The organism is Microcoleus sp. K5-D4, assembly GCF_036704575.1.
Lineage (GTDB): Bacteria > Cyanobacteriota > Cyanobacteriia > Cyanobacteriales > Microcoleaceae > Microcoleus.
This window is the reverse complement of sequence record NZ_JAUBSD010000017.1, coordinates 52,605-71,720: the sequence shown is the minus strand read 5'-3', so window position 1 is coordinate 71,720 and position 19,116 is coordinate 52,605. Positions and strand designations below refer to the sequence as shown.

General features: G+C 43.7%; 20 protein-coding genes and 3 rRNA genes. 12 read left to right on the top strand and 11 right to left on the bottom strand.

Translation table 11 applies throughout. From position 1 onward, the window contains the following. Positions 1 to 424: 424 nt before the first annotated feature. A complete protein-coding gene (locus QUA77_RS08070) occupies positions 425 to 1,459 on the top strand; it encodes a C39 family peptidase (RefSeq protein ID WP_333449794.1) in 1,035 nt (344 codons plus the stop codon). A gap of 186 nt (positions 1,460 to 1,645) precedes the next feature. Here QUA77_RS08070 and nadC read toward each other — a convergent pair whose 3' ends face one another. After that, entirely contained in the window at positions 1,646 to 2,509 is an 864-nt protein-coding gene (nadC, locus tag QUA77_RS08065) for a carboxylating nicotinate-nucleotide diphosphorylase (RefSeq protein ID WP_333449793.1), read from the bottom strand. A gap of 61 nt (positions 2,510 to 2,570) precedes the next feature. Further along, positions 2,571 to 2,720, bottom strand: coding sequence for a hypothetical protein (locus QUA77_RS08060; protein WP_333449792.1), 150 nt, complete (start codon positions 2,718 to 2,720; stop codon positions 2,571 to 2,573). Here QUA77_RS08060 and vapB point away from each other — a divergent pair. The 3 genes from vapB (at position 2,719) to QUA77_RS08045 (ending at position 4,101) form a co-directional block, all read left to right on the top strand. After that, positions 2,719 to 2,931 (top strand): type II toxin-antitoxin system VapB family antitoxin, encoded by a 213-nt coding sequence (gene vapB, locus QUA77_RS08055; RefSeq protein WP_333449791.1) that lies wholly within the window; start codon positions 2,719 to 2,721, stop codon positions 2,929 to 2,931. The two genes, QUA77_RS08060 and vapB, sit on opposite strands and share 2 nt — an antisense overlap. Before the next feature lie 139 nt (positions 2,932 to 3,070). Further along, positions 3,071 to 3,373: a hypothetical protein gene (locus QUA77_RS08050; protein ID WP_333449790.1), complete on the top strand. Its 303-nt coding sequence runs from the start codon at positions 3,071 to 3,073 to the stop codon at positions 3,371 to 3,373. 605 nt (positions 3,374 to 3,978) lie between these two features. Further along, on the top strand, positions 3,979 to 4,101 hold the full coding sequence (locus QUA77_RS08045; protein WP_333449789.1) for a hypothetical protein: 123 nt from the start codon (positions 3,979 to 3,981) through the stop codon (positions 4,099 to 4,101). A gap of 237 nt (positions 4,102 to 4,338) precedes the next feature. On the opposite strand, the gene QUA77_RS08040 is transcribed toward QUA77_RS08045, so the two are convergent. The 8 genes from QUA77_RS08040 to sufR all read right to left on the bottom strand — a co-directional run bounded on the left by QUA77_RS08040 (position 4,339) and on the right by sufR (position 9,100). Then, positions 4,339 to 5,916, bottom strand: a complete 1,578-nt coding sequence (locus tag QUA77_RS08040) for a cytochrome P450 (RefSeq protein ID WP_333449788.1) — start codon at positions 5,914 to 5,916, stop codon at positions 4,339 to 4,341. A 231-nt stretch (positions 5,917 to 6,147) separates the two neighbouring features. Beyond that, a 5S ribosomal RNA gene (gene rrf, locus QUA77_RS08035) occupies positions 6,148 to 6,264 on the bottom strand. 196 nt (positions 6,265 to 6,460) lie between these two features. Continuing rightward, the gene (locus QUA77_RS08030) at positions 6,461 to 6,610 is read right to left on the bottom strand and encodes a hypothetical protein (protein ID WP_333449787.1); all 150 of its coding nucleotides are present in this window, start codon (positions 6,608 to 6,610) and stop codon (positions 6,461 to 6,463) included. A gap of 251 nt (positions 6,611 to 6,861) precedes the next feature. After that, positions 6,862 to 6,978 (bottom strand): 5S ribosomal RNA (gene rrf / locus QUA77_RS08025). 79 nt (positions 6,979 to 7,057) lie between these two features. Continuing rightward, the gene (locus QUA77_RS08020; RefSeq protein WP_333449786.1) at positions 7,058 to 7,330 is read right to left on the bottom strand and encodes a hypothetical protein; all 273 of its coding nucleotides are present in this window, start codon (positions 7,328 to 7,330) and stop codon (positions 7,058 to 7,060) included. Between the two features lie 240 nt (positions 7,331 to 7,570). After that, positions 7,571 to 7,687 (bottom strand): 5S ribosomal RNA (rrf, locus tag QUA77_RS08015). Between the two features lie 197 nt (positions 7,688 to 7,884). Next, positions 7,885 to 8,292 (bottom strand): hypothetical protein, encoded by a 408-nt coding sequence (locus QUA77_RS08010; protein WP_333449785.1) that lies wholly within the window; start codon positions 8,290 to 8,292, stop codon positions 7,885 to 7,887. Positions 8,293 to 8,401: 109 nt separating this feature from the next. After that, entirely contained in the window at positions 8,402 to 9,100 is a 699-nt protein-coding gene (sufR, locus tag QUA77_RS08005) for an iron-sulfur cluster biosynthesis transcriptional regulator SufR (protein ID WP_333076186.1), read from the bottom strand. A gap of 186 nt (positions 9,101 to 9,286) precedes the next feature. On the opposite strand from sufR, the gene sufB reads away from it, so the two are divergent. The 7 genes from sufB to QUA77_RS07970 all read left to right on the top strand — a co-directional run bounded on the left by sufB (position 9,287) and on the right by QUA77_RS07970 (position 17,039). After that, positions 9,287 to 10,726 carry a Fe-S cluster assembly protein SufB gene (gene sufB / locus QUA77_RS08000; RefSeq protein ID WP_333036166.1) on the top strand — a complete coding sequence of 480 codons (1,440 nt, stop codon included), beginning with the start codon at positions 9,287 to 9,289 and terminating at the stop codon, positions 10,724 to 10,726. 282 nt (positions 10,727 to 11,008) lie between these two features. After that, positions 11,009 to 11,800, top strand: a complete 792-nt coding sequence (gene sufC / locus QUA77_RS07995) for a Fe-S cluster assembly ATPase SufC (protein WP_333044221.1) — start codon at positions 11,009 to 11,011, stop codon at positions 11,798 to 11,800. Further along, positions 11,800 to 13,134 carry a Fe-S cluster assembly protein SufD gene (gene sufD / locus QUA77_RS07990; RefSeq protein WP_445302065.1) on the top strand — a complete coding sequence of 445 codons (1,335 nt, stop codon included), beginning with the start codon at positions 11,800 to 11,802 and terminating at the stop codon, positions 13,132 to 13,134. Before sufC ends, sufD begins: the two co-directional genes overlap by 1 nt. Positions 13,135 to 13,255: 121 nt before the next feature. Then, positions 13,256 to 14,518, top strand: a complete 1,263-nt coding sequence (locus tag QUA77_RS07985) for a SufS family cysteine desulfurase (protein WP_333449783.1) — start codon at positions 13,256 to 13,258, stop codon at positions 14,516 to 14,518. A gap of 114 nt (positions 14,519 to 14,632) precedes the next feature. Then, complete coding sequence (locus QUA77_RS07980; RefSeq protein ID WP_333449782.1) at positions 14,633 to 15,577, top strand: hypothetical protein; 945 nt, start codon at positions 14,633 to 14,635, stop codon at positions 15,575 to 15,577. Positions 15,578 to 15,674: 97 nt separating this feature from the next. After that, positions 15,675 to 16,091: a hypothetical protein gene (locus QUA77_RS07975; protein ID WP_333449781.1), complete on the top strand. Its 417-nt coding sequence runs from the start codon at positions 15,675 to 15,677 to the stop codon at positions 16,089 to 16,091. A 324-nt stretch (positions 16,092 to 16,415) separates the two neighbouring features. Beyond that, entirely contained in the window at positions 16,416 to 17,039 is a 624-nt protein-coding gene (locus QUA77_RS07970) for an SAM-dependent methyltransferase (RefSeq protein ID WP_333036157.1), read from the top strand. 285 nt (positions 17,040 to 17,324) lie between these two features. Here QUA77_RS07970 and QUA77_RS07965 read toward each other — a convergent pair whose 3' ends face one another. Then, a complete protein-coding gene (locus QUA77_RS07965; RefSeq protein WP_333449780.1) occupies positions 17,325 to 18,152 on the bottom strand; it encodes an NAD-dependent epimerase/dehydratase family protein in 828 nt (275 codons plus the stop codon). Between the two features lie 112 nt (positions 18,153 to 18,264). On the opposite strand from QUA77_RS07965, the gene QUA77_RS07960 reads away from it, so the two are divergent. Beyond that, positions 18,265 to 19,116, top strand: a complete 852-nt coding sequence (locus QUA77_RS07960; protein WP_333449779.1) for a DUF1232 domain-containing protein — start codon at positions 18,265 to 18,267, stop codon at positions 19,114 to 19,116.

Below are 19,116 nucleotides of genomic sequence, written 5' to 3'. Positions count from 1 at the left end.
GCATTCGGCATTCGGCAGAAACAATGTCAACGCGCACGAGGGATTTTTAGTCAATAGTGCGTGAAATTAGATCGGCTCGCGCCTTGAAGGTTTTGTATCAAATAATTAATATGAAGCCTTTAAGGTACGGACGATCGGCAAAATTACCGTAATTTTATGAGACGAGAAACTGGGAATTATTGACGAGTCAGCAATTTAGTCTAGGGAAGCCGGATCGATCGGCGATCGTAATTCTAAAATCTAAAATCTAAAATCTAAAATCGATTGAGCTGCAAAATTACTGTAATTTTATGAGACGATCAACTGGGAATTATTGACGAGTCAGCAATTTAGTCTAGGGAAACCAGATTGATCGGCGATCGTAATTCTAAAATCTAAAATCTAAAATCTAGAATCTAAAATCGATTGACAGGGGCACGCAAGCATGAAATTACAAAACTTTCTCAACTCAAACATTAGGTACGATGCCAAAGCAATTGCTGCCGACGACGAACTCAGTGGTCAAATTCAAAGCCGCCTCATTGACCTGGGTTTACTGAAGCCTCCCGTAGACGGGGAATTTGGCCCTCTCTCTACTGCTGCACTCCACCGATTTCAAACTCTGATGAAGTGTGGCGAACCGGGTTTTTTGGGAGCAGTCACAGCCAAAAAGCTAATCGAAACCAAACCAGGGGAGATTATCACACCTCCCCTGATCCTGAAAACGCTTAGAGACACGATTTTGAAATCGAAACCGCTGGCGTCTTCTCAACTTCAGGACTCGGAAAAACAAGTAATACCAGCCGGAAAAGAGTTTGAGATCCTGGCTTTTGCTCCGGCTCGTGGTCACATCAGAGTTGCTTTCCGCAACGAGTCTTTCAAAGGTTCAGGAATTTGGTATGTTTTTGGGGCACACGCTCAAATTACTCAAGACAGCGTTCTGTTTTTTCCCAAACCGAATCCCCCAACTGTCAGGCTTGGCATTCCTTATCGCTCGCAACTGGATAACTTGAATAATCCTACAGGTTCTTGCAATGTAACTTCATTAGCGATGTGTATGGACTTTTTGAAAGTGCCACGGCGCAAACAAAGCGGGCAATATGAAGACGAACTGTACGAATATGCGATCGCCAAAGGTTACAGTCGCTGGGACCCCTACGATTTAGCAAAGATTGTTAAAGATTACGGCGCTCAAGATTTCTTTACCGAGAATGCAACTATTGATGACGTTCAAGATTGGCTAGCCAGTGGAAATCCCGCTGTCATCCACGGATACTTCACGTCTTTCGGTCACATTATAGTTGCATCAGGCTACGACAGCGAGGGATTCTTCGTTCACGATCCCTATGGTGAGTGGTTCCGAAGTGGCTACGATACAAGTGTCAGCGGTGCTTACTTGCACTATACTTACCGCTTAATCCGCAGCCTCTGTATGCCTGACGGGCATTTTTGGGTTCATTTTATCTCTAATCATTGTTAAGAGTCATTAGTCATTAGTCATTAGTCATTAGCTAAGAGATAAGTTGCCTCTGAAATTATTCGGCGATTCAAATCGCTTAAGAGTCAAACGAAGTCGGAGCAGAGGGAGACTAAAAAGTAAAATGGCTATTAAAGGTTGATTTGGTATTAGCCATATTTTCTATAACTCATGACTGCTGACTAATGACTAATGATTCTGAATTTTCATGCTCAAATCCAGCCAAGTCGATCGCGTAATCGGAGCACTGGTAGAAATATAGTCAACTCCGGTTTCCGCTACACTTCTAATTGTTTCTAAAGTAACATTGCCGGAAGCTTCAATTTTTACCCGATCGCTCTTTTCGCGAATTATTGCCACTGCCTGCCGCATCAAATCAAAGGACATATTATCCAACATGATAATATCGGCTTTGTGCTGCAAAGCTGTCTCTACCTCAGCCAGAGTTTCGGTTTCAACTTCAATTGTCAGCGGATAGGGGATAGAATTGCGAATTAGGGCGATCGCCTCTGCAATTCCCCCAGTCGCCGCAATGTGATTGTCTTTAATCATCACCGCGTCATCTAATCCCATCCGGTGATTGCAAGCACCGCCGACTTGAGTTGCGTATTTTTCCAACAATCTCAATCCGGGCGTTGTCTTGCGGGTATCCACTAATTGCACGGGCAAATCGGCAATTTTGTCAACATATTTCTGAGTTAAAGTAGCGATGCCGCTCAAACGCATTGCCAAGTTTAATGCTACTCTTTCTCCGGTTAGCAGCGCGTCGAAATTGCCGGAAATCTCGGCGATTACTTCTCCTTTTTGGCACAGTTTCCCTTCTGGTACTTGGGGGATGAAACTGAGGCTGCTGTCTAAAAGTTTAAATGTGCGATCGGCAATTGGCAATCCAGCTATGACTCCAGCTTCTTTGACAATCCATTTAGCCGTACCCTGGATGCTGTTTGCGGGAAATAAGGCTGATGTTGTGCGATCGCCCCTACCGATATCTTCTAGTAGCCAGTTGTGCAATAGGGAGTCTAAAACTATCCAAGGCGGTAATATTGCTGTCATGTTTTTGTTGGTTGTTATATCAAGATCATATCTACTAGGAACAATAGTCGATCGGGCGATTTTAGGCAAGTTGCACAATTATGATGGTGTTAGTGCGATCGGGATTTGGGTAGAGTGAGGGCGATCGTACTAGATAATGGGCTATTCTGTTGGTGACATTGGGTTTTGGTGGTTTAATGGAGTGGATGGGGCGATCGCGAGCAGAAACCATGATACAACCAGTCATTTTAGAAAAATTAGCAGAACTCCCTGAGTCTCTTCAGACAGAAGTGCTTCATTATATTGAGTTTTTGATAAAAAAGCAGTCTAAAAACTCAACCCAAGAAAAGCCGACACAGAAACGTCGAGTTTCCGGGACAATGAAAGGAATGTTTGTTCTACCGTTGCCTGATGACTTTGATGAGCCGCTTAAGGCAACTTAACTTACAAAACTCATTATCTGAGTTAGAGCAAGTATTGCAACAACATAGTTAATGAATGAATGGCATTCAATGTATAGTGAGGTTAGGTGTTGGTACTATAATGATATGGATGACTTTACTAAGGAACACAGAAATCAAAATGGCGATTGAAAAATACAAAGACCAGACTATTGCAGCCGGATTTTGGGTTGCTTTAACGCTTCGTGAGGGCACAGCGCCTCTCCGTAGTTATGTAGGGGAAGTGCAAACCGTTGATGGTAATGGTATTCGATTGACATTGATAGATTGGATTAGCCTTACCATCAACGGTTTTGACTTGTTCGTTCCGTGGTCAAACATTGAAGCAGCCTTAATTGCAACGCCGGAACATAATTCAGAGAGGTTTGTTGAGGAAGCGAAGGCGTGGCAAAAGTCTGTTTCAAGCAAGACAAGCGGGAAATAGAAGTAACAAACCACAGCAAATTGTCTAAATTACAATAGGCAGTAGATATTTTATCTGACGAGAAGTACAGTAGGAACTTGTCTAAGTTGAAAGATGCTGTATAGCGGTTCTTGAGTAGATGAGGTACACAATTCCACTGAAAAAGCTTGCGAACACAAGGTTTGGGCGTACTCCATCTTTCTGAGAAAGCCTATAGATATTTTATCTAATGAACCTGATTGAGTGGAATTTTTCCCGCCGCAATTACTCTCACAGATCTCTGACGAGCAATATATAGATGAATTGTCTACCTTCAAAGAGTTAGTAGATATGTTATCGGATGAAGCTGACAAGGATAAGTTGACTCAATTGCTTCGAGAAATTGGTCTGAGATATAGCACAGTTTAGGTCGCAACTTTTGCGCGCTATTCACGCCAGGAGGAAGGGGGAAGGCGATCGCCCACTATTGGCTGCTAAAATAAGGGCGATCGCTTGTTATGATTGTATTAAAATAAAAACGACTGGAAGGGGCAATTATTATGACTATTCCTGATATTACGATCGCCAAATTGCTGCTATTTCCAGAATCATTCTTGCCATAAGTTAGCAACTTCATCGACTTTGTGATGCACAAGCACCAAAATAGAATAGCTGAACCCAAACTCCCAGACGATATTGCCAAAGCTTGGGCAAAAAGGTTCGAGGAAGTCGATCGCTACTTACAACAAAATTGTGTGTACCGCATATAAATGGAATATGCTGTATCTACTTCAATCTCATCCAAAGCTGGTTGAAGATATTTCCGATTCCGCAATAATCTTTGGGATTTCCTAGGCTGATTTCTTTGATAAATTTCTTGCCCATTCCTATTCCTCAAACGAATTTTACCCCTGATTACCTATTTTCTTCTGCTTAGAGTGACAGAAGAGCGCTAATCCGGCTATCTTGTATATTCCTAAAAATTGCGGTGTTTGAAAGGTTTAGGCTCAGTTTCTCCCTCGAAAGCGTACTGGCATTCGATCTGACGGATAAATTAACAGGTTTTGCTGTAATTCTTCCAGAGAAGAACGACCGTTGACTAACTCCCAATCGAAGTGGCGCACCAATAATGCTAACATCATCGTTCCTTCCAGCATTGATAGATGCTCTCCTAAGCAACGATGCGACCCTGAGCCAAAGTGTATCATTGGCACTGAACTTGTTTCCTTATTCTTGTCTAGCCAACGTTCGGGCAGAAATTCCTCTGGGTTAGCATAAACTTCTGGATCTCTTCCGGCTGCAAGCATTGACCAGGATACTCTTGTCCCACGCGGAATCACTGTACCGTTAATTAGAGTATCCCGTTCAGTCTCCAATGGAGTTGAGCCAGAGCCAACTGAATAAAGGCGCAGTGTTTCTTTGATAATGGCACGAATATAAGCCAATTCTTTGAGGTTTTTTAGGTTGATCCCACTTTCTTTTTGCCAAGCTTGGTCAACGATATCTCGTGCTTGTTGAAATACTCTTGGATTTAAGCTCAATTCCCCAACTGCAAAGGATAAAGTATGGGCTGTGGTGTCAGTCCCCGCGATTAATAGTTCAATCGATTCTGATATTAAGGTTTCGCGATCGTATTTTGGTTCTTTAGCCGCGATTTTGACTAACATTGATTCCCTAAACAAACTACTGACTTGTGGGAAATCAGTTTGATTTTGTTCTCTCATCTGTAAAGCTAAGTCTACGCGGGGAGTAAGGAATTCCGTTAAATATCGCCTGGCTGCCCAATAATCCCGTGAATTCTGAGTTGGCAAATATTTCATCCATATTTTCTCCCCCGTAGCTTGTCGCATGAAACGATAGCCTACAATAGACATCGCTTCGTACACCTTGCTAACTTCCAGGGGGGAACCTTCCTGACTGGTACTATTTCTATCTACAGGAATACCTAGTACAAAAGAAGAAATCACCCTCATTGTTAGTTCCACAAACAGAGGATCTACCTCCACCTCTGTTGGGGGGGCAACTTGTTTCAGTGTCTCAATTACTTGTTCGCAAGCTTGGCTAATTATTTCCAGATATTTGGAAATATTGCTCGAACTAAATTCTGGATTCCAAGCCTGGCGTCGCCACTGCCACTCCGTTGCAGTTTCTCCGAGCATAATAGAACCGCTGATATCGTTCCATGCTTGACGTACTTGCTTGGATCTAATTAAGCTACCATCTCTCATCCCATTGATAATGGTATCTTCAATTACTTTTGGTTTACTTAAAATAACAGATGGAGTCCTGCCATTCCAGATGACGTACATCGGGCCTAACTGCTTGCTCCAATCAAAAATTTGCTGAAAAAATTTCTTCTGTTTTACTGCTGCTAATACTTGTGGTAGATTTCCTAACACCCAATATTGGGGAGGGGACGGGAGAGATTGTAGCGATTTATACGTTTCCTTGCCTTTCCACCATTGCCAACTCAGTATAGACGCTATGCTAGTAAGGCCTAATACTATTACTAAATATGACAAGAAGGAAGAAGAACCATTTATTTGAGAAGTAATGCTTTGAAACATAAATCTGCCCAAGTCCATAGTTTTTTATTACCCATATCCTACCTTGAAATGGAGACTAAGTAAGTCAACGTAATTAAATATAAAACGTTAGACTTGGTAATTGCCAGATGTGGCTCTAGCATTAACTCCTTTTCAAATACGCAACAAGCTCTGGACTTACGCACTTGTCATATTATAAACATCTGTAACTCACCAAAAAACTAAAGCCCTTTTCCGTTGTTGCGGGAAAAGAGCTTTAATTTATTATTAACCTGGCACTGAGCTATTTTACCGGGCAGTGACCCGCCGAGTATCTTCGCCATAGCAACGTTTAACAACCGAGTTCGGGATGGATCGGAGTGGTTCCATTACATCATAAGCACCAGGAAAGCTTTGAAAACTTTTTATCCTGTGTCTGCGTTCAGTTTGATGCGCTGCATCTCTTTCGCTCGACTTAATTACCTTATCAAGTTTCCCCCTGTCTGTCAACCCCTTTATCAAAAGTTTTTTTCGAGCGCCCGAAACCGATGGAATTATCGGGGTTTGAGGCCGAGTTTGGGGGTGCGACCGATCGAGCTTTAACTCACCAGTCCAAAAACGCCGCCTCGGTTCCCTGCTCTCTGGGAATTTTCCCGTCTTTCTCAAACCACGCCACGACCTGCTTAACTGTTAATTGTTCGATCGCCCTTTCGGCTTCCATCGCCACTTGCCTCTCATACCGCAAAGACGCCACCACCAAATTCGTAAAAAAGTTTTCAAAACTCGCATCAAGTCAAGTTCGATCGACCCAAAATCTGCTGCTGGTTGCAAATATTAAGATTGCTATAAAACTGGCACGTTAGACATCTCCAACAATTCTTGTGGGAAGTAGGGGTTAAGCATCCTGCCGGCCCTAGACGAGCTTTGGTGTAGATGATTAATAATTCACCAAAAAACTAAAGCCCTTTTCCGTTGTTGCGGGAAAAGAGCTTTAATTTATTATTAACCTGGCACTGAGCTATTTTACCGGGCAGTGACCCGCCGAGTATCTTCGCCATAGCAACGTTTAACAACCGAGTTCGGGATGGATCGGAGTGGTTCCATTACATCATAAGCACCAGGAAAGCTTTGAAAACTTTTTATCCTGTGTCTGCGTTTTGTTTGATGCGCTGCATCTCTTTCGCTCGACTTAATTACTGTATCAAGTTTGCCTTTGTCTGTCAACCCCTTTATCAAAACTTTTTTTCGATCGCCCGAAACCGCCCCCAATAGCCGAGTTTGACGTATTATTTGTCAGTATTGCCGATCGACCTTTAACTAACAAGTCCAAAAACGCCGCATCCACACCCTGCTCTCTGCGAATTTTCTCGTCCTTCACAAACCAAGCCACAACCTGCTTAACTGTTAATTGTTCGATCGCACTCTCGCCTTCTATCGCAATTTGCCTCAAAGACCGCAAAGACGCAACGACCAAATTCGTAAAAAAGTTTTCAAAACTCGCATCAAGTTTGATCGACCCAAAATCTGTTCCTGGCCCAGAATATTGAGATTTCTACAAAACTCGCACCAAACACCTCTCCAACAATTCTTGTGAGGAATAGGGGTTAGGCATCCTGCAGGCCCTAGACGAGCTGTTGTTTAGATGAGTAATAACTCCCCAAAAAACTAAAGCCCTTTTCCGTTGTTGCGGGAAAAGAGCTTTAATTTATTATTAACCTGGCACTGAGCTATTTTACCGGGCAGTGACCCGCCGAGTATCTTCGCCATAGCAACGTTTAACAACCGAGTTCGGGATGGATCGGAGTGGTTCCATTACATCATAAGCACCAGGAAAGCTTTGAAAACTTTTAATCCTGTGTCTGCGTTTAGTTTGATGCGCTGCATCTCTTTCGCTCGACTTAATTACTGTATCAAGTTTGCCTTTGTCTGTCAACCCCTTCGTCAAAACTTTTTTTCCGATCGCCCGAAACTGCCCCCAATAGCCGAGTTTGACGTATTATTTGCCAGTGAGGCCGATCGACCTTTAACTCACAAATCCAAAAAAGCCGCCTCGGTTCCCTGTTCTCTGCGAATTTTCCCGTCCTTCTCAAACCACGCCACGACCTGCTTAACTGTTAATTGTTCGATCGCCCCTCCCGATTCTGTCGCAATTTGCCTCAAAGGCCGCAAAGACGCAACGACCAAATTCGTAAAAAAGTTTTCAAAACTCGCATCAAGTTCGATCGACCCTTTAATGCTCTCATCATTCTTAATCCAATCCATCACCTGCCCATTAGTCACCTCAGCCACCGGCAAACCAGTCTCTCCAGAAATTTGCTTGAGCACCCTTAAAGCATAAATTGCCACCCGCGCCGAAAACTTTTCCTTCGACGACAGCAGCGCCATATCAACTTCGGCACACTCTTCCGGCTTTAAAAAATCTGCTAGCGGTTCCATATATTAAAAATTGGTAATGGCTAATCGGTAATTGGTAATCCCTGACATCCGTGACATCCGTTACACTCATCCGTTGCCGAACTTTCATCCGTGACATCCGTTAAATCCGTTAGAAAATCCGTTGCCGAACTTCTTCCTTCTTCCTTGCAATCAAATAACCGCAGCGGTGTTCCCCATTAATAATCGAGTGAGTCCGCTCCACAATACAATCTGGCAAAACCGCTGCAAACATTTCCAACTCATTACCGCAGACACTCGGAAAAGTTTCAGCAACATTAGAAATCGCGCAGTTGTGTTCCATCAACACAAATCGATCGTCCAAACCAGCGCGATCGCAGATCCCAACCTCTACAGATTCTACAGGATAACACTCAGCCATATAACCTTCAGCCCTGCGGAGTTCCACCAACTTAGTCACCCGTTCTTGCAGCGAACCCGCACCCACTAGCCGCCGATAGTCCGTAGCCTTGCGCTGCCACTGTTTTCGCAGGATAGTAATCACTTGCTCGCGGCCGACGGTTTCCGCCAAAGTATCCAAGAAAGAGACTGCAAAATCGCCGTAACGATTCGGGAATCGATCGCGCCCCAGACTGGTAAGCTCATAAATGTGCTGCGGCCGCCCCATCCCAGCCTGAACCGACTGATACTGAATCAGCCCGTCCGCTTCCAAATCCTTCAAATGACGGCGAATCGCCTGCGGGCTGATATCCAAAGACTCCGCCAACTCAAGAGCCGTCCCCTGCCCCTCCTTGAGCAAATATTCCAGGATGTCTTGTTTCGTGGAAGTCTGCTGAGTAGTCTCCATCATCTTCACAAAAAATTATTAATTTGACTTTGACAATATCACTGTTGTTAATGTAGCTTAAAATATACTAAAGCAACAAATCAGTTGTTTTACTTACCAGAGCAGCCCCCAGAACTGGCCGGGCCCCCGACAGTTCAGCGTCTGCCATCTTTGAGAGACTTATCCAGAACACTCGAAAGCGCAAAATTAATGAGCTCTACAGTCACAACCCTAGTCAACCAGCCCTACAAATACGGTTTTGTCACCGACATCGAGTCAGACACCATCCCCCGCGGCTTGAGCGAAGATGTAGTCCGCCTGATTTCCGCTAAGAAGAACGAACCGGAATTCATGCTGCAATTCCGCCTCAAAGCATACCGGCAGTGGTTGAAAATGACCGAGCCCACCTGGCCCCACGTCAACTATCCCGCGATCGACTACCAACAAATTATCTACTATTCCGCGCCCAAACAAAAGCCCAAAAAGCTCAACAGTTTGGATGAAGTTGACCCGACACTCCTAGAAACCTTCGAGAAACTCGGCATTCCCCTCTCCGAACAAAAGCGGCTCGGAAATGTCGCCGTTGACGCCGTTTTTGACAGCGTTTCAATTGCCACAACCTTTAGAGAAAAACTAGCCAAAGACGGCGTTATATTCTGTTCCATCTCAGAAGCCGTCAAAGATTATCCCGAACTAATAGAAAAATATCTCGGCAGCGTTGTACCAGTCGGCGACAACTTTTTCGCAGCCCTCAACTCAGCGGTATTCAGCGACGGTTCCTTTGTTTACATTCCCAAAGGCGTCAAATGCCCGATGGAATTGTCAACCTATTTCCGCATCAACAACGGAGATTCCGGCCAGTTCGAGCGCACCCTAATTGTTGCAGAAGAAAACAGTTCTGTGTCTTACCTAGAAGGCTGCACCGCGCCGATGTTTGACACCAATCAACTGCACGCCGCCGTAGTGGAATTGGTAACAATGGACAATGCCGACATCAAATACTCGACAGTGCAAAACTGGTACGCCGGCGACGCCAACGGCAAAGGCGGCATTTACAACTTCGTGACGAAACGGGGTTTGTGTCAGGGAGTTAATTCTAAGATTTCTTGGACACAAGTAGAAACCGGTTCCGCAATTACTTGGAAATACCCCAGTTGCGTGTTAGTCGGCGACAACTCGGTAGGCGAATTCTACTCGGTAGCGCTGACAAATAACAAGCAGCAAGCTGACACCGGCACCAAAATGATCCACGTTGGCAAAAATACTCGCAGCACGATTATTTCTAAGGGAATTTCTGCGGGAAATTCATCCAACAGCTATCGCGGCTTGGTGAAAATGGGGCCTAATGCTAAAGGCTCTCGCAATTACTCTCAGTGCGATTCCATGTTGATTGGGGATAACGCTCAAGCGAATACTTTCCCTTATATTCAAGTGCAGAACCACACTGCTAAAGTGGAACACGAAGCTTCTACTTCTAAGATTGGAGAAGAGCAATTGTTCTTCTTCGCACAGCGGGGAATTTCCGCAGAAAATGCTATTTCGATGATGATTAGCGGTTTCTGTAAAGATGTTTTCAATCAGTTACCGATGGAATTTGCGGCGGAAGCTGATAAGCTGTTGAGTCTGAAACTGGAAGGAAGTGTCGGATAATTTTCGCGGCCAAGAAACCCTTCCAGGCCGAGTCCATCGGTGACAACTTAAGCTCCCCGTCCGCCAGGGAATGAATTCCTTGGCTAATAGCTAAACTCCTCTAAACAGGACTAATGAGTTGAAAAATTTTCTTCTCAGTCCTCTTCAGAGGACTTTAGCTTTGAGACAGGGAATTCATTCCCTGGCGGACTATCGGTTTAACGTTAATTGGTCACCAAGGGACAGAGCCTAGGAACGAGAAGAAAAAACTGTAAAGTGCATTGAGGAAAAGGACAAAAATAGATGATTGTAGAAAATAGTCAAGTGGTGCTATCCGTCCGCGATTTAACGGCGAATGTGGAAGATACCCAAATCCTGAAGGGTTTGAATTTGGAAATTAAATCGGGTGAAATTCACGCGATTATGGGCCCGAACGGTTCGGGAAAAAGCACTTTATCCAAGATATTAGCTGGCCATCCTGCTTATACGGTAACGGGCGGAGAAGTTACTTTTTTGGGTCAAAATTTGCTGGAATTACCGCCAGAAGAACGCTCTCTGGCTGGTGTATTCCTAGCGTTCCAATATCCTTTAGAAATTCCCGGCGTTAGCAATCTGGATTTCTTGCGCGTGGCTTACAATTCTCACCGCAAACATCGCGGCTTGGAAGAATTGGATGCTTTTGATTTCCAAGATTTAATCGAGGACAAGCTGGATATTGTCAAGATGAATGATTCTTTTTTAGGCCGCAGCGTAAATGAGGGTTTTTCCGGCGGCGAGAAAAAGCGGAATGAAATTTTGCAAATGGCGTTGTTGGAACCGAAATTAGCTATTTTAGATGAGACTGATTCGGGTTTGGATATCGATGCTCTCAAGATAGTCGCCGGCGGTGTGAATCAGTTGTCAACTGCTGAAAATTCGATGTTGGTGATTACTCACTATCAGCGGTTGCTGAATTACATTATTCCTGATTTTATTCACGTGATGGAAGCGGGCAGAATTATCTTGACTGGCCCGAAAGAGTTGGCGCTGGAATTGGAAGAACGCGGTTATGACTGGGTTGTGGAAGAGGAAGCAGCAGGAGTAGGCGCGCGATGATGATGAATACGCAAGTTGCTAGTAGGGAAATGTTTTTGACTGATTTGGTGAATCAGTGTGAAAAGTTGGGCGCTGCTCATCTCAAAAGTTCTCTTTACGGGTTGGATGATTTGCGCGATATTGCAACTCAATACGTGCTTTCTTCTCATTTTCCGACAGTGAAGGATGAAGAATGGCGTTTTACTGATTTGTCGCCGCTGTTACAAATCCCGTTGCATTTGCCGACCAGCAATCAGTCAGAAATTAAGCTGTCTGATATTACGATGCCTGTGAAACACAAGGCAGATTTACCATTAAGATTGGTCTTTGTCAATGGTTTTTATGCGCCGCATTTATCAACGCTGAATTTGCCGAATTTGCCAATCGACTTTTACGCAGGTAATCTATCCAATGTACCCGAAAAATATCAAGGGCGCATCAGCGATGTTTTGAGCAAGCACAGACAGCAAACCGAAGTGTTTACGGCGCTGAATACTGCGGGTTTGGCTGATTCTGCGGTGGTGTTCGTGCCGGCCAATATGTCGATCGACCTTCCGATTCACTTGCTGTTCCTGACAGCGCCCGGTGCATCTCCCACGATGTCCCAGCCGCACTGCTTAATTATAGCTGAGCCTGGAAGCAGCATCACGCTGGTTGAGGATTACGCAACTATCGGTAATGTCGCTGCATTTACGAATGCTGTAACCGATGTTGTTGTCGGCGAAAACGCCACTGTTAATCACGTTCGGCTGCAGCGGGAAGGTGGAGAGGTTGTTCATATCGGCAAAAGTGCGATCGAGCAATCTCGTAATAGCCGTTACACTTGCCATGCTATCAGCTTGGGAGGCAAAATATCGCGGCACAATTTAGAAGTTTTTCAGCGCGGCGAAGCCACTGAAACAACTTTAAACGGTTTAAGCGTAGCCTTTGGGGAACAGTTGACGGACACTCACAGTTTAATCGATTTTAATCACCCTCACGGTACAAGCCGCCAATTGCACAAGTGCATTGTCGGCAACAAAGCTCGCGCTGTATTTAACGGCAAAGTTTTCGTTCGTAAAGCCGCACAATTGACAGATGCCGGACAATTGAGCCGGAATTTGTTGCTGTCGCCGAGAGCCCGCGTAGATACCAAACCGCAGTTAGAAATTGTAGCTGACAACGTTAAATGTTCCCACGGTGCAACTGTCAGTCAATTAGAAGATGATGAACTTTTCTACTTGCAAAGTCGCGGTTTGGATTTAGAAAGAAGCCGCTATTTGCTGATTGATGCTTTTGCGGCGGAAATGCTCAATCAATTACCGATTCTGGGCGTGGCGAAAATGCTTTCTACCTGTGTGGCTATCCAAGGATAAAAGAATCACCCAGAGGCTAGAAGGCTGTTCCAAAAACATTAAATGTTCTTGTGGGGTGGGCTTCTAGCCCGCCCAAAATCAGCAACAACCGCGCCCAAATCATTATTACCTTCTGACATTTATGACACTTATTCAAGAAAAAACACTTGCATCAAAAGTGCGTGGCGACTTCCCAATTTTGAATGAAAAAGTCAACGGTAAACCGCTAGTTTATTTAGACAATGCAGCTACTTCTCAAAAACCTCTAGCTGTCATCAATGCTTGGCGCGACTACTACGAGAAATACAATTCTAACGTCCACCGGGGAGCTCACACTCTCAGCGCCAAAGCGACTGATGCTTACGAAGCTGCTAGAGACAAAGTTGCGGCTTTTGTGAATGCGGCGTCGCGGCAAGAAATTGTCTATACTCGCAACGCCACCGAAGCGATTAATTTGGTTGCTTATTCTTGGGGCTTGAGCAATCTGCAAGCTGGAGATGAAATTATTCTGTCAGTGATGGAACACCACAGCAATCTCGTTCCCTGGCAAATGATTGCTCAAAGAACTGGTGCGGTACTGAAGTTTGTCGAGTTAACGGAAACTAACGAGTTTGACTTAGAACAGTTTAAAACGCTGATTTCCCATAAAACTAAATTGGTGTCAACCGTTCACGTTTCTAATACTTTAGGCTGCATTAGTCCTGTCAAAGAAATCTGCAAAATTGCCCACAGTTTCGGTGCAAGAGTTTTAATTGATGCTTGCCAAAGCGTGCCGCACATGATAGTAGACGTGCAAGCAATAGATTGCGATTGGCTGGTTGCTTCCGGTCACAAAATGTGCGCTCCCACAGGCATCGGTTTTCTGTACGGTAAACTGGACTTGCTGAGAGAAATGCCTCCGTTTTTCGGCGGCGGCGAGATGATTGCTGACGTGTTTCTCGATTATTCCACCTATGCCGATTTGCCGCACAAATTTGAAGCCGGCACGCCTGCAATCGGCGAGGCGATCGCCCTTGGTGCAGCAATCGATTATCTTAGTAACATTGGCATGGATAAGATTCACGCTTGCGAAGCTGAATTGACGGCTTATCTGTTCCAACAATTGCGGCAAATTCCCGAAATCAAAATTTACGGGCCGCAGCCAGACAGCAACGGCGAAGGTAGGGCAGCTTTGGCGGCATTTACTGCGGGAGAAATTCACCCTCAAGACTTGTCTACCATGTTAGATCAGGAAGGAGTCGCGATTCGTTCCGGGCATCACTGCACGCAAGCTTTGCACCGCTATTTGAACGTTTCATCTACTGCCAGAGCGAGTTTGTATTTTTACAATACTCGCGAGGAGATTGATGTGTTTGTCAAAGCGTTGAAAGAGACGATCGACTTTTTTGGTGGGATTATGGGATAATTTGGCGAGGTGGGCATTTGCCCACCTTGTTAGAACATCGTTTGCCTTGGCCGAGCGGAATATCTCGTGAAAATAGTTGAGTATTATAGTTTAATAATACAACTACTAAAAAACATGAATCAATATCCTATTATCCTCTTGCCCGACCCTGTTATTCAAGCTCTGGATGCAGTTCCATTTACATGGAAATTTAGTGAGCCAAAACCTTTACCTCCTAGTTATAAGCCCCAACCAATTGATGTATTTTTGTTTTTTTATAAATCTCTCCCATTAATTATTCCTTTTGCAACTATTTCTCTGATTGCCAGTAGGAATATTATCATCACTGTCTATATTTCTCTAGGGGGGATTTTTGTTACTGCCTTGAACTTCTGGCAACAACAAATGTCTTACTTACGAACACTTAATCAATACAAGCAACAAATGCGCGATTATAAAGATTTGTTAGGAGAATGGCAAAAGCGTGAGATTCAGCATAAACGGCAGATAGCAGAATCCCAAAAACCTGAAAAAATAAAACAGTATCGCTATCAGATAATTAAAGATATTATCATAAAAACCGTCCCTCCTGAAGGGAGAATTGTCAGTACAAAGTCTCAGTGGCTTGAAAGTAAATTTTATAAGAACTTACAGCAATTATTCCCAGATAAAATTAATAACAATTTAATCATCCAAAAATCCCATTCCTATCAACCTTACTGTATTGAAATTTCTTATTTTGATAAGTTAACCAATTTACGTATTGATATAACAATTGATAAACCTTATCACTATGAAAGCGGTGAGCCTAAAAATTACGAAGTGCTTGTCCAAGAAAATGAGCGCCATCAACTTTTTTTAGAAAAAGGATGGATAGTCATTAGATTTGCTGAGGAGCAAGTAGTCTGTTGGCCACAAAGCTGTTGTCGGGTAATAGCCGAAGTAATCAATCAAATAATAGGTACACCAATTCCCGAGGAATTGACAACTCTAGAAACTTTACGACCTATCCAGCAATGGAATGAATTTGAAGCACGACAAATGGCACAGGAGCGCTATAGAGATAATTATTTAATTTAGCGCTCGCCCTTTTTTTGACCGCAGATGAAGGCAGATGAACACGGATGAACGCGGATGAAGAAGAGAGTGAGCGCACCCCAAATATAATCAGGTGATAATGTTTGTGTTAAACCTATCAGCAGAAAATTGGGTTGGCAACCAGGATGAAGGTGATTTAATACAAAGTCCTAATTGGAGCCCAATAGAACAAGGTATCCGCGATTTAAATGTGACAACTAAAAATTTAGTTACCTTGGGTGCAGATGACGAGTGTTATATGAGCATTGGCGGAGGTGAATCCGGCAAATATATTGTTAACGTAACTTTTGATAACGTTAGGTTCCCTAATTTAGTATATCCATCCAAACTCGATGCAATAGAAAAGCTAGTTGTCGGCGGACAAGAAGGTAATTATTCCGCCAGAATGTGTGTAAATTTAGAGACGCGGTTGTTGGCAGATAAAACATTTACAGCATCAGGAAAACTCGATATTTCACTGTCTTGGGAAGAAGCGAAAGCATTAGTAATGCTGTAATAAAACAATATTTCGCTGTCTTGGGAAGAAGAGAAAGCATTAGTAATGCTGTAATAAAACAATATTTACCACAATCTAAGTGAAGTGCGATCGCCCTTTATTCATTAGATGTATTGTGCGACAGGCGTCCCACCTGTCATTCATCAGTGAGAAGAAAGTGAAGGATGCGATATCAGCAATTACGTACAGACTCTATATCTAGGGTGAACACTGACGACAGTAACCCTACATATAGTGTAAAAGTTAAATTATTTAGTAAGTCCTGAATCTATTTTTTGTTGTAGTATATTTAGTTAGATATTGTGTAACTTACAGAGGTTAACAATGAAACCTTCAGAACCGGAATCAGTACAATCTAGCTTCTTTGATGAAACCTACCGCCAAAATTCAGATCCTTGGCGATACACGTCTAGCTTTTATGAAACCAGTAAATTCAGAACAACGATCAGATGCTTGCCCAAAGTCCGATTCAAAAATGCTTTTGAAATCGGATGTGCTATCGGCGTCCTCACCCAGAAACTTGCCAAAAAATGTGACAGATTGCTTTCAGTAGATTATTCTGAAGTAGGATTACAAGAAGCGCGCAAACGCTGCCACGATCTTCCACAGGTTCGCTTTCAGCAGATGCAAATACCCCAACAGTTTCCAACTGAGAATTTCGATTTCATTTTATTCTCAGAAGTGGGTTATTATTTGAGCAAAAATGACCTCCAGGCAACCAAGGAAAAAATCATTAACCAATTACTTCCTGGCGGTTATCTTTTGATGGTTCACTTTCGGTATCCAGTGGAAAGTTTTATCTTGAATGGCGAGATTGTTCACGATACCTTCCTCCACGATTCTGCACAGTTTTTGAAGCATCTTGGTGACCCCCGCAAACGTTTTTTGATGCTAGATTTAGCGCGCCATCACAAACGCTATCGGATGGATTTGTTTCAGCGGTTGTAAATGATACCAGCCGATAATTTTCCCGAGAGTGCATCTACAATTAGTTCGGGATCACCCTTTATTTCTTTGCCTTTATCTGTCAATAATATCAAGCCCGCGTCAATAATTATAATTAATTAAGTTTGTACTGAGGACGAATGGGATCAAAAGTCTGCGCCGATAGATATCTCACACTATTATTGTGAGTGATTGACCAGACTTGATATAAATCAAAGAGCGCTCGCCTTGTTAATTACGAACATCACAAAAGAGCGATCGCCCTCAATGACGCCATTCACTCCTCCATTAATACTCCCTAATTTCAGGATGTATAAATTGATAACCAGCCGCCTTAATTTTTTGATTCGACACCCTCGCATTATAAGGCCGCACGCTGGTAACAGATTTATCCCAAGAAGCTGGCGGCAAATTGTGAGTTTCAAAAATACGATCGAGCAATTCACCACTCGATAGCGACACATCCCCGACTAAATTGTAAATTCCCTGCAATCGATTTTCCAAAGCAAACGTTAACCCCCCAACAATATCATCCCGATGCACCCAATTAGTAGCATCTTCCCCCCTACCTGGACGAGTGCTCCCAGCCCAACCTCCAAAGATTTTAACTAATTCTCGCCCTGGCCCATAAATTCCTCCCAAACGGAGAATGCAGACTTGAAGATGGGGACTAGATGCTGCTAATAAAACCCGTTCTGTTTCTGCGAGAATTTCACCGTTTGGATTAGCCGGCGCGACAGGTGAATCTTCATCTACTAATTCACCTTGGCGATCGCCATACACAGAATAAGTACCCGTATAAATAACCTGCTTTACTGTCGGTATGTGCTGTAAAACCGATACTACAGTTGTCGCAGTCTCTAAATAACTCTCCCGATAAGCCTGAGAATTTGGAGCACCTACGCACAGCATAACAGCATCTTGTTCTTGCAATACAGCCGTCATTGCCTCTTTGTCATTTCCTTTGAGCACGGCTACCCGCTGGGCGATACCCTCCAACTCAACTACTCGCGTCGCCGTCGTAGTTGTCGCCGTCACGGTACAATCAGATTTGCCGCGTAAATGTTTGGCTGTCGCAGTACCCACATAGCCACAGCCGACGATCGCAACTTTCATAAAAAATTCTCCTTTGTTTCATACTCTCTAAAATTATTGCCGATTTCTGAAATCATGGCGCGCTGAGTTTTGTGGTAAAATGCAAAGCATCGTTATCAATCGGAGTAGCATCGTGTCCGAGAGAGATATTTTTGCCACATCCTCAGAAAGCGAACTTTTAGCTTTTTATGGTGCTTTGTTTGCGATCGCAGCCGCCGATGGTTCCGTTGATATTGACGAACTAGATTTGTTGTTTAAAACCATAAATTTAGACAAATTTTCTGACTCTGCAAAGGCTCAAATCCAATCCTACACAGCCCGTCCCCCATCACTCAGCGACTGTTTGCAAACACTCAGCAAGTCAGAAGAAGCGCTGCGTTTGGGAGTCATGTATTTTTTAATTAACATTGCTGGGGCAAATAAGACGCTGCATCCCGGAGAAAGTGAGGCGATCCAATCCGCCAAAAAACTGCTCGCGGTTTCCGACTTGCAAATCCAAGCCATGCAGGAATTCCTCGCAGATATGAAACAACTACGGGATGCCGCCCCTAATAAAAATCAGGCATCAGCATCCTTCAATTCGGCTGTTTCCCAGCTTAAAACTAAGGGCATTCCTCTCGATTTGATCGACCGGAAAGGAACCACAACAAACCTCAGCAACCCCAAAATCAACTATTCAGATGAAAGTTTTTGGACTAAACTTAAAAACTTTGCTTTAACCGCAGGAAGAGAAGTAGTTGAAAAAGCTTTGATTCTCTACTATACGGCTCAGAATCCAAATGTGCCTGCTTGGGCAAAAGGAGTTGTACTTGGAGCTTTGACCTATTTTATATCTCCTGTTGATGCCATTCCCGATATATTAGTCGGCATCGGATTTACCGACGATTTGGGAGTATTGCTGGCGGCAATAGCTACTGTGTCAGTATACATTAATGCTGATACTAAAGAACAAGCCAAACAAAAAATGAAAGATTGGTTTGGCTAA

What these genes read in the sequence shown, in the direction of transcription:
- QUA77_RS08070 (WP_333449794.1), top strand. Translation starts at nt 425, where the DNA reads ATGAAATTACAAAACTTTCTCAACTCAAACATTAGGTACGATGCCAAA.
- nadC (WP_333449793.1), bottom strand. Translation starts at nt 2,509, where the DNA reads ATGACAGCAATATTACCGCCTTGGATAGTTTTAGACTCCCTATTGCAC.
- vapB (WP_333449791.1), top strand. Translation starts at nt 2,719, where the DNA reads ATGATACAACCAGTCATTTTAGAAAAATTAGCAGAACTCCCTGAGTCT.
- QUA77_RS08060 (WP_333449792.1), bottom strand. Translation starts at nt 2,720, where the DNA reads ATGGTTTCTGCTCGCGATCGCCCCATCCACTCCATTAAACCACCAAAA.
- QUA77_RS08050 (WP_333449790.1), top strand. Translation starts at nt 3,071, where the DNA reads ATGGCGATTGAAAAATACAAAGACCAGACTATTGCAGCCGGATTTTGG.
- QUA77_RS08045 (WP_333449789.1), top strand. Translation starts at nt 3,979, where the DNA reads ATGCACAAGCACCAAAATAGAATAGCTGAACCCAAACTCCCAGACGAT.
- QUA77_RS08040 (WP_333449788.1), bottom strand. Translation starts at nt 5,916, where the DNA reads ATGGACTTGGGCAGATTTATGTTTCAAAGCATTACTTCTCAAATAAAT.
- QUA77_RS08010 (WP_333449785.1), bottom strand. Translation starts at nt 8,292, where the DNA reads ATGGAACCGCTAGCAGATTTTTTAAAGCCGGAAGAGTGTGCCGAAGTT.
- sufR (WP_333076186.1), bottom strand. Translation starts at nt 9,100, where the DNA reads ATGATGGAGACTACTCAGCAGACTTCCACGAAACAAGACATCCTGGAA.
- sufB (WP_333036166.1), top strand. Translation starts at nt 9,287, where the DNA reads ATGAGCTCTACAGTCACAACCCTAGTCAACCAGCCCTACAAATACGGT.
- sufC (WP_333044221.1), top strand. Translation starts at nt 11,009, where the DNA reads ATGATTGTAGAAAATAGTCAAGTGGTGCTATCCGTCCGCGATTTAACG.
- sufD (WP_445302065.1), top strand. Translation starts at nt 11,800, where the DNA reads ATGATGAATACGCAAGTTGCTAGTAGGGAAATGTTTTTGACTGATTTG.
- QUA77_RS07985 (WP_333449783.1), top strand. Translation starts at nt 13,256, where the DNA reads ATGACACTTATTCAAGAAAAAACACTTGCATCAAAAGTGCGTGGCGAC.
- QUA77_RS07980 (WP_333449782.1), top strand. Translation starts at nt 14,633, where the DNA reads ATGAATCAATATCCTATTATCCTCTTGCCCGACCCTGTTATTCAAGCT.
- QUA77_RS07975 (WP_333449781.1), top strand. Translation starts at nt 15,675, where the DNA reads ATGTTTGTGTTAAACCTATCAGCAGAAAATTGGGTTGGCAACCAGGAT.
- QUA77_RS07970 (WP_333036157.1), top strand. Translation starts at nt 16,416, where the DNA reads ATGAAACCTTCAGAACCGGAATCAGTACAATCTAGCTTCTTTGATGAA.
- QUA77_RS07965 (WP_333449780.1), bottom strand. Translation starts at nt 18,152, where the DNA reads ATGAAAGTTGCGATCGTCGGCTGTGGCTATGTGGGTACTGCGACAGCC.